The following is a 403-nucleotide window of genomic DNA, read 5'->3' on the forward strand; positions in this document are numbered from 1 at the left end:
GCAACGGTTACTATTGGCGAAATTACAGCTTAAAGTCGCTAATCAACGCAAGAACTTCCTGCACCATGTCTCTACGGCCTTAATCAAAAACCACGATTTAGTCGTAGCCGAAGAACTGCGGGGTAAAAATATGTTGCGGAACCACGCTTTGGCAATGAGTATCTCGGATGTCGGGTGGCGAACTCTACTGAGCATGTTGGCTTATAAGGCTGACTTATACGGTAGAAAATTTTTGACAATCGATCCCCGAAATACGACACAGACATGTAGCGATTGTGGACACGTCATGGCCGGAAAAAATAAGTTGACGTTGGCTGACCGTAAGTGGACGTGTCCTAACTGTGGGATATTCCATGTGCGTGATCATAACGCAGCTAAAAATATATTAGCTAAGGGTTTAGCG

General features: G+C 44.9%; 1 protein-coding gene. It reads left to right on the forward strand.

Annotated features, from left to right (window positions below; translation table 11 throughout):
- Positions 1–403 (forward strand): RNA-guided endonuclease InsQ/TnpB family protein (locus FC99_RS14185; protein WP_235805892.1); only part of this gene is annotated, 403 nt, incomplete at both ends.

Origin of the sequence: Levilactobacillus koreensis JCM 16448 (assembly GCF_001435525.1) — a bacterium.
GTDB lineage: Bacteria > Bacillota > Bacilli > Lactobacillales > Lactobacillaceae > Levilactobacillus > Levilactobacillus koreensis.